Raw genomic sequence first — 7,978 nt, 5'->3', positions numbered from 1 at the left:
TATATTTATTGTACGTGTTTAGCTAATGCTTAATGTATCCTAAAGTTAGGAAAGAAGATATGGAAAATTCTAAATACATAAGCACGGTATGTGTTTAGCTTTAATGGAACAAATGAAATCCGAAATTCGAAATTCGAAATCTTAAAACAAATTCAAATGACTAAAATTGAAAATTCAAAACAATATAATTTAAAAGAACGAACGCTTATGTTTGCAAAACAGGTGAGAGGGTTTGTGAAAAAAATACCCAAAACTATAAGTAATATAGAGGATGGAAAACAAGTAATATGTTCCTCTATAATGAGGAAATCGCAGTAAAAATGTTTAGAATTTTGAATTTAGATATTGTTTCGTGCTTCGTGCTTCGGATTTCGTGCTTAATTCAGATGTGGTTGAAAAGGAGAAAGGATAACTATGGCTATACTATGCCTTTGGCAAAATTTAAGAAACCAAATATGGAATCTTTATCTCTTTAAAGCCCTACAATGGAATGTTTTGATGGTATTTAACAAAAAAATCTACAAAGGAAAAAGAGGCTATCTTTCTGTGATGTGTTTTTAATATAATATATCCTGTTTAGAAGGTAATTCTGGACAAAGGTAGCGAAATATAGGATTTTGGCTCACAACAACTAATCTAACCCAAAGGGTGCGAAATATCGGAATTTATTAAATAATGGATTGCAAAGAATATTAAAGGATACTATAATAAAGTGATGAAGGTTTTATTTATTGGCGATATTGTTGGAAGAAAGGGAAGGAGGATTATTAAAGAGATAATTCCAAAATTAAAAATGGAAAGAAGCATAGACCTGGTGATTGCAAATGGCGAGAATGCAGCAGGTGGATTTGGGATTACAAAGAAGGTAGCAGATGAGATATTTGGCTGTGGCGTTGATATTATAACAGGTGGAAATCACATATTTGCAAAAAAGGAAATTTATGAGATAATAGACGACCTCCCTATCTTAAGGGCACTTAATTATCCACCCTGCGTTCCAGGAAGGGGATTTATCATTAAGCCTTATAAGGGACAAAATGTTTGTGTAATAAGCCTTTGCGGAAGGGTATTTATGGATTCCCTTGATTGCCCATTCAGGGCAATTGATTCTATTTTGGAAGATGTAAAAGAAAAGACAAAGATTATTATTGTTGATATTCATGCAGAGGCAACATCCGAAAAGGTTGCTCTGGGATGGTTTCTTGATGGAAGGGTATCAGCTGTCATTGGAACCCATACCCATATTCCAACCGCTGATTGTAAGATTCTTCCTAAGGGAACAGCCTATATTACAGATATTGGAATGGTTGGGGCAGGAAATTCTGTAATAGGTGTAAAAAAGGATCTTGTTTTAAAAAAATTTCTCTCTTTGCTTCCCGTTAGATTTGAAATGGCAGAGGATGAAGGCATATTTGGTGGTGCTTATATTGATATAGATGAGAAAACAGGTCTTTCTTGCTCTATTGAGCAAATCCAAATAAAGGGGCTGTAATGCAAAGCAAGTCTTATATCAAAAAAATACGAAGGAGGAAATAGGAAGTAAGTTGTTTTTCATTTTACTTCTCACTTCTCACTTATGACTGATTAGTTAAACTTATACCAAATGAGAAACAGCCTCTTTTATTCTTGATACCCCCTCTTCTATATCAAAGGATGAGTTAGCATATGAGAGCCTTATATAATTATCATCACCAAAGGCAGCCCCAGGAACCAATGCGACCTTTGCTTCATTAATAAGAAATTCTGCCAAAGAGGATGATCCCTTAATCTTTTCATTAAAAACACCACTTACATCACAGAAGGCATAGAATGCACCTTCTGGCATCGGACAATCCATCCCGTTTATTTGATTTAAAGAAGAAACAATAAGGTTTCTTCTCTTTTCAAATTCAGAAACCATATTTGAAACAAAATCATTGCTAGAGGTCATAGCAGATAATGCACCATATTGAATTATTGAACAAGGGTTTGATGTTGTTTGGGATTGTATCCTTGCTGCGGCTTTTATTACATCAATTGGCCCTGCTGCATATCCAATCCTTAATCCTGTCATAGCATATGTCTTTGAGAAGCCATTTATAACAATGGTATTTTCTGGAATGAATTGGGCAATGCTTTTATGCAAAAGACCATCATAGACAAATTTCTCATATACCTCATCTGATATTACCCAAAGGTTATTTTCTTTTATTATCCCTGTAATTTCTAAAAGCTCCTTTTCTGTATATACAGCACCCGTTGGATTTGATGGAGAATTTAGGATAATCCCCTTTACATTTTCGACTATTGCATTTTTAAGCATTTCCGTTGAGACCTTAAAACCATCTCCCTTTGTTGTCTTTACAATTATCGGAATTCCACCTGCGAATTTTACCATTTCAACATAAGATACCCAGTATGGAGATGGAATGATTACACCATCGCCTGGGTTGCATAGGGAGAATAAAATATTTGTTATTGAATGCTTTGCACCTGATGAGACAATAATTTGTGATGGAGAATAAAAAAGACCATTTTCTTTTTTAAGCTTTTCGGAAATTGCCTCCCTTAACTCAATTATAGAAGATGCATCTGTGTATTTTGTCTTTCCATCCTTTAAAGCCTTTATGATTGCCTCCTTTATATAATCTGGTGTATCAAAATCTGGCTCTCCAACAGAGAGGTTAATAACACTAAATCCCTTATTTTTTAACTCCTTTGCTTTAGAAGATATTGCAAGTGTCTCTGAACCTGCTACATTCCCTGCCTTTTCTGAAATATTCATATCTTAAAATTATAAAAATTTAATGACAATAAAATCAAGGGAATAGTAAAATACAGGGATGATTGTTGTAACAGGTGGTGCAGGGTTTATTGGAAGCTCTGTAATTTGTGAGCTAAACAAAAGAAAACAGAGGGATATTATTGTTGTTGATGAGGAGAAGAATAGGTCTCGTAAGAATTTAGAAGGTCTTATATTTTCTTCCTATATTGACAAGGATGAATTTATTAAAAACATAAAAGGGTTTGATATTTCTTCTATAATCCACCTTGGTGCAATATCTGATACAACCTGCCAGGATAAGGATTTGATTATCAAGAATAATTTTGAATATACAAAGGTATTAGCAACCCTTGCTTTAGAAAAGAATATAAGATTTATATATGCCTCATCAGCTGCTACTTATGGAGATGGCTCAAATGGATTTTTAGATAATGAAGAAGATCTTAAAACCCTCAAACCCCTGAACCTATATGGTTATTCAAAGCACCTATTTGACCTATGGGCATTGGAAAATGGCTTGTTGGAAAGAATAGCTGGGCTTAAATATTTCAATGTTTATGGTCGAAACGAGTATCATAAGGGAGCAATGAGGAGCAAGGTATTAAAGGGTTATTATGAGATAAAGGAAAATGGAAAAATCTTTCTTTTTAAGTCATATAGGAAAGAATATAAGGATGGTGAGCAAAAGAGGGATTTTATCTATATCAATGATGCTGTTTCTATGACCCTGTTCTTCCTTGAAAATCCAAAGATAAATGGCATATTTAATATCGCAACAGGCAAGGCAAGAAGCTGGAATTCCCTTGCTCTTGCCCTATTTATGGCATTGGGAAAAGAACCAGATATTGAGTATATTGATATGCCAGGTGATATAAGAGAAAAATACCAGTATTTTACAGAAGGGCCTATCTCAAAAATAAGAAAAGCAGGGTATAATAAAAAATTGACAAGCCTTGAGGATGGTATTATGGATTATGTGAATACCCTAATACATAAATAAAGGTATATGTTTAGCTAATTGAAGGAAAACATTGAATAATTTGCATATCCTTGACATAACAAGCCTTATTTTGCTAAATTGTGTGTAATGGTTACAAGCTCGCTAAACACATACTACATTGACCTCTGCGTAAGTTCAAAGCTTTATGATCTTACAGCAAAAACCGCCAAGACAACCCTTTGGGAGATGGGCTATAAAAATCTTTCTTCTCTTTCAAGGGAAATATGCTTTTCTTTTGATGTGTTGGCAGAAGATAATGAAGAAGCAAGTTCTATCATCGAAAATATTGTCAAAAAAACAACCCTCTTTGTTAATCCAAACAAGGATACTTATAAAATCAGAAGTCAAGAGTCAGGGGTCAGGGGTCAGGGGTCGGTTATTGATGTTGCTATTTGGTATATAGATGATAAGAGACCAGAATTTATCAGAAATTCCCTAAAAAATCAGGGGTGGAGTAAAATTTTAAATGTTTCACAGGGAGAAATTTGGCATTTTTCTCTTTCCTCTGGAAAAGAAGAGTTGGTAAGGGAAATGATTGATACTTTTCTTGTAAATCCCCATTCTCAGAAATATTGCATACTAATGCAATGTAACGCAAATTATTAAAGGAATAGAGAGAAGATGTCAATACATTCAGAAGGAAAGTTGTATTATGAAAAATCAGATTAAAGCGAAAAGACATTATTTAACTTTTAATGTTCCAATGCACTAAATGGAAAGGATTGTCATAAAAGGTTTAAGGCTTAAAGGGTTTCATGGAATAGAAGGAATAGAGAGAGAATTTATATTTGATATTTCCCTTTACTTCCCTTTTCCAGAGGATGACAGCCTTGAAAAAACCATTGATTATGTTGAGGTTATAAAAGAAATAGAAAAGATAAATAAAGAGCCTTGTAACCTTATTGAAACATTGGGAATAAGGATAAAAAAAGCCCTATATTCTAAATTTATGCCAAAAAAGGTTCTTATCTCTGTAAAGAAGCCAAATCCACCAATTGATTATTTATTAGAATATGTTGGAATAGATATTTCCTAAATCCCTAAATTATAAAAGCCCCTCTTTCTCAGAAATGCCAAACATAATGTTCATATTCTGGATTGCCTGTCCAGAGGCACCTTTTACAAGGTTGTCTATGGCTGATGTGATAACAGCCATTTGTTTTTCTTGGGTTATGTTTATAAGGCATAGGTTTGTTCCAACAACATCCTTTGTCTTTGGAGGCTTTGAAACAATTCTTACAAATTGCTCATTTTTATAGAAATCCCTATAAATATCCAAAAGATTAACATTGGCTAAAAGCTTGATGTAAATGGTTGAAAGAATGCCACAATCCATTGGAATAAGATGGGGAACGAATGTAATATTTACCTTCTCTCCTCCCAATAATGAAAGCTCCTGGTTTATCTCAGGGGTATGGCGATGTGTAAATATGGAATAAGCAGAAACACTTTCATTTGCCTCTGGAAAATGGGTAACAATGCTTGGACTTCTTCCAACACCAGAGATGCCTGATTTTGCATCAATAATTATAGAGCTTAAATCTACAAGCTTATTCTTTATGCATGGAGCAAGGGCTAATATAGAAGATGTAGGATAGCAACCAGGGTTTGCTACAATCTTTGCATCCTTTATTTTGTCTCTATAAAGCTCTGGCAATCCATAAACAGCCTCTTTTATAAGATGTGGTGCAAGGTGTTGCGTGTTATACCATTCCTCATATATATCAGGGTCTTTTAGCCTAAAATCTGCTGATAGATCTATTACCCTCTTTTTAAGCTCATATAAGGATGGGATATATTCCTGAGACACGATGTGTGGAAGGCAGAGGAAAATAGCATCAGATTCACAACAGGAGCCTACATCCATTGTGGTTTTAACAGGGGTATTACAAAGAAGGCCTGGAAATATATCAGAAATTGCCATCTCCTTCTCTATATGAGCAGAAAGGTGGATAATATCTGCTTCCCTATGCCTTAAAAGTAGCCTTATAAGCTCCCTTCCTGTATAACCTGTTGCTCCAATAATGCTTATTTTAATCATAAATTTAAAATATAGTATAATCTCTTACCTAAATTTCCACAATTTTTCTGTCTGACGACTCTGACAGGTCTGAACTTAAGTGGTTAAACAACTTGATTTTTATTCTTAAATTGGATAAAATTGCTTGATATGGAAGAGCTAGAAGCAAAGATAAGGTTAACACCGCCAAAAGAAAGGGGAAGACCTCCGAAAATAGAGGATGTTATTAGCACATTAGAGAAAGAGGGCATAGTTTATGGAGTAGATGAAGCGGTAATAAAATATGCTATTTTAAAAAAAGAATACAATAAATTTATTGTTGTTGCGAAAGCAAAGTTGCCAACAAAGGGACAAGATGCTTCGTATATTTATAAATATGAAGGTCAAATTCCTGCAATAAATGGACAAATCCTTGCAATAAAAGAGCCACCTACACTTGGAGAACCAGGAATATCTGTTTTTGGTAGAGAAATTCCAGGAATTTTAGGGACGGATTTTCAAATAATCGCAGGAAAAAATACATATCTATCAGGGGATGGAAAAATTTTATATTCAACAAGCGATGGCAAGGTGTTTTGGAAGGAAAACAGGGTTGATGTTTTAAAGGTATTAAGGATAGATGGGGATTTAGCTGAAGATATAGACTTTGATGGAATAGTGATTGTCTCTGGTAATATATTAGAGGGTGTATCTGTTAAAGCAGAGGATGTAAAGGTAGGTGGGGATATAAGAAAAGGCGTATCCATTGTCTCAAAGGGAACAATTGAGGTAGAAAATGATATAGTTGGAAGCGAAGAAAAAAGGGTAAAGATAAAAGTAGAATGTGATTGCTTGGCAAATTCAGCAAGCTATTGCGATTGTGAGGTAGAAGGCTCTATTATTATGAAAACAGGGCTACTACATTCAAATACAAAGGCAGAAGATGCTGTGGTTATAGGAAGAAAAGGGATAATTATGAGCTCAAAGGATACACTTCCAGAGATATTCTCCCTTCCCATTGCTATGGCTAAAGGTGTTTCTGGCATTGTTGGTGGAACAATACAGACAAAAGGCTCTGTGAGTGCAGAGATAATAGGCTCTATTTCCCAAGAAAAAACAGAAATAACAACAGATGTTGGTGGATTTGTCTCTGTGTCTTCATCAATATATCCAAAGACAAAGATTACCATTGGTAAAACAAGCCTAGAGATAAAAAAGGCAATGGATAGCCTGACTCTAAAAGAAGAAAGGGGAGGAATTCTTCAATTTCCATATCAGCAAAAGGAGGTAAGGCTTAAGACAAAGGAGTATAAACAAAAAAAGCCAGAATCTCTTCCATCTATTCTTGTCAGAAATATTGAGGATGGAAAGAGGTTTTTAGGAATAATTGATGTAGATTACATTCCATTGGAAAATTGGTTTCTATGCTTTGAAAGGCAAAAAAGGGGAGCATGGGAGGAAATAAAAAAAGAAAAGGAGGAAGAAAAAAGGAAGGAAGAAGAAAAGGATGGAGAAATAGAAATTCTAAATCAGGAGGATGGCCTGTTTGTTGTAATTAAGCCACCAGGAATAAAGGGAAAGGAAGCAACATTAGAAGATACAAAGGAAAAGTTAAAGGAATTCTATGATTATGATGAAAATATTTTAAAAATTGCAATTGAAAAAAAAGAGGCAAAGCCTGTAAAGATAGGAAATAGGCAATATATAGAGGATATTGATGGAAAGGTAATAATAAGAACAAAGGAAAATAAGGAGGCTTACATAACCTTAACCCCTCCACATTCAAATTCAGGAAGACCAATAAGGGGGAGGGTAATTTTAAGGGAGATTGAGAAAAATAATATAACCTATGGAATAGATAAAAAGGTGCTTGCAAGCCTTCTTAAAAACCCTATATACAACAAGGAAATCCTCTTTGCAAAGGCAAAAATGCCAACAAAAGGGGCAAATGCTTTATATCTCTATAAATTTGAAGAGGAAATCCCTGCAATAGAAGGTCAAATCCTTGCAATAAAAGAGCCTCCAAAAACAGGAGAGAAAGGAATAGGGATATTTGGCGATGAAATAGAAGGCCTTTTGGGTGATGATTTTGAAATAATCCCTGGGTCAAACACATATCTTTCAGAGGATAAAAGAACCCTTTGTAGTACAAAAGAAGGAAAAGCTATATGGAGCAATAATAGATGCGATGTTGAAAGGATATTGGTAATAGAAG

At 34.5% G+C, this 7,978-nt stretch carries 7 protein-coding genes; 5 read left to right on the top strand and 2 right to left on the bottom strand.

Annotation, left to right across the window (positions count from 1 at the left end; translation table 11 throughout):
- Positions 1 to 715: 715 nt before the first annotated feature.
- Complete coding sequence (locus AB1630_08475) at positions 716 to 1,492, top strand: TIGR00282 family metallophosphoesterase (protein ID MEW6103828.1); 777 nt, start codon at positions 716 to 718, stop codon at positions 1,490 to 1,492.
- A gap of 102 nt (positions 1,493 to 1,594) precedes the next feature.
- Here AB1630_08475 and AB1630_08470 read toward each other — a convergent pair whose 3' ends face one another.
- Positions 1,595 to 2,764 carry a pyridoxal phosphate-dependent aminotransferase gene (locus AB1630_08470; GenBank protein ID MEW6103827.1) on the bottom strand — a complete coding sequence of 390 codons (1,170 nt, stop codon included), beginning with the start codon at positions 2,762 to 2,764 and terminating at the stop codon, positions 1,595 to 1,597.
- A gap of 58 nt (positions 2,765 to 2,822) precedes the next feature.
- On the opposite strand from AB1630_08470, the gene rfaD reads away from it, so the two are divergent.
- The 3 genes from rfaD (at position 2,823) to AB1630_08455 (ending at position 4,800) form a co-directional block, all read left to right on the top strand.
- The gene (gene rfaD / locus AB1630_08465) at positions 2,823 to 3,764 is read left to right on the top strand and encodes an ADP-glyceromanno-heptose 6-epimerase (protein ID MEW6103826.1); all 942 of its coding nucleotides are present in this window, start codon (positions 2,823 to 2,825) and stop codon (positions 3,762 to 3,764) included.
- Between the two features lie 87 nt (positions 3,765 to 3,851).
- A complete protein-coding gene (locus AB1630_08460) occupies positions 3,852 to 4,370 on the top strand; it encodes a hypothetical protein (GenBank protein MEW6103825.1) in 519 nt (172 codons plus the stop codon).
- A gap of 106 nt (positions 4,371 to 4,476) precedes the next feature.
- The gene (locus AB1630_08455) at positions 4,477 to 4,800 is read left to right on the top strand and encodes a dihydroneopterin aldolase (GenBank protein MEW6103824.1); all 324 of its coding nucleotides are present in this window, start codon (positions 4,477 to 4,479) and stop codon (positions 4,798 to 4,800) included.
- 9 nt (positions 4,801 to 4,809) lie between these two features.
- On the opposite strand, the gene argC is transcribed toward AB1630_08455, so the two are convergent.
- Positions 4,810 to 5,805 carry an N-acetyl-gamma-glutamyl-phosphate reductase gene (argC, locus tag AB1630_08450; protein ID MEW6103823.1) on the bottom strand — a complete coding sequence of 332 codons (996 nt, stop codon included), beginning with the start codon at positions 5,803 to 5,805 and terminating at the stop codon, positions 4,810 to 4,812.
- 129 nt (positions 5,806 to 5,934) lie between these two features.
- On the opposite strand from argC, the gene AB1630_08445 reads away from it, so the two are divergent.
- The coding region (locus tag AB1630_08445) for a flagellar assembly protein A (protein ID MEW6103822.1) at positions 5,935 to 7,978 on the top strand (2,044 nt) is incomplete at its 3' end.

This window comes from bacterium, assembly GCA_040753555.1.
Lineage (GTDB): Bacteria > UBA9089 > UBA9088 > UBA9088 > UBA9088 > JBFLYE01.
The sequence above is the reverse complement of the archived record's forward strand: the minus strand, read 5'-3'. Positions and strand labels throughout refer to the sequence as shown.